This window comes from Flectobacillus sp., assembly GCF_049240685.1.
In the GTDB taxonomy this organism is placed as follows: domain Bacteria; phylum Bacteroidota; class Bacteroidia; order Cytophagales; family Spirosomataceae; genus Flectobacillus.
In genome coordinates, this window is the sequence record NZ_JBMLSD010000225.1 from 1 (window position 1) to 1289 (window position 1289).

The window sequence follows — 1289 nt, forward strand, 5'->3', positions numbered from 1 at the left end:
AGAGCATTCAAATCAAATTTTGGTTTCCAGTTCAATTTTGTTTGAGCTTTGGTTGGGTCACCAATCAACAATTCTACTTCTGTTGGACGGAAATAACGAGGGTCTACAGCTACAACTTCGGTTCCAACTGCTACTTGGTAAGCAGGGTTTGAACAAGATTTAACGATACCTTTTTCATCAACGCCTTCGCCTGTAAATTCTACTTCGATACCAACATAAGCAAATGCCATGCGTACAAACTCACGTACACGTGTGGTGATACCTGTCGCAATAACGTAATCTTCTGGTGTATCTTGCTGAAGAATCAACCACATAGCTTCTACGTAATCTTTGGCATGTCCCCAGTCGCGTTGAGCGTCCAAGTTTCCAAGATATAATTTATCTTGTTGACCAAGAGCAATTTGAGCTACAGCACGAGTGATTTTACGAGTTACAAAAGTTTCACCACGTAAAGGAGACTCGTGGTTAAACAAAATACCATTCACTGCAAACATATCGTAGGCTTCACGATAGTTTACCGTAATCCAATAACCATATAATTTGGCAACAGCATAAGGCGAACGAGGATAGAATGGTGTATTTTCTGATTGTGGTACTTCCTGTACCAAGCCGTAAAGTTCAGAAGTAGATGCTTGATAAATTTTAGTTTTCTTGGTCAAGCCCAATAAACGCACAGCCTCTAAAATACGTAAGGTACCAATACCATCAACTTGAGCTGTGTATTCTGGCTCGTCGAACGAAACTTTTACGTGCGACATGGCCCCTAGGTTATAAATCTCGTCGGGCTGAACTTCTTGAATAATACGAATGATATTGGTAGAATCACTCAAATCGCCATAATGTAAAATAAATTTTACATCACCTTTGTGTAAATCTTCATATAAATGGTCGATTCTCTGCGTATTTATCAACGAACTACGACGTTTGATACCATGAACTTCGTAACCTTTCGAGAGGAGCAACTCTGCCAAATAGGCTCCGTCTTGTCCTGTAATACCTGTAATTAGGGCTTTTTTCATTTATAAAATTAGAATACGTTATTTCGATTTTGCCAATTGCCGTTTAGGCATTTTGCAAAAATAATAAATCCATCTACCAATCTCAAAGTTTTTACTTACTGGTTAGTAGATGGTTAAAATTTATACGTAGTTAAAAGATGTTTGTCACTGTCTCTGTAGTACTTTTCTAAGAAGTGAAGTTGCTGTTTTTTTGCAAAATTAGATTTCGATTATGAGTTTAGGCACTAGGCAACAGGCACTAGGCAAAGAGTGTGAAAATGTTTTTAATAA

The 1289-nt window shown here is 37.9% G+C and carries 1 protein-coding gene; it reads right to left on the reverse strand.

Annotated features, from left to right (window positions below):
• Positions 1-1019, reverse strand: a 1019-nt coding sequence (gene gmd, locus ACOVQ4_RS10335; protein WP_421820565.1) for a GDP-mannose 4,6-dehydratase, incomplete at its 3' end; no start/stop codon positions are given.
• Positions 1020-1289 lie beyond the last annotated feature (270 nt).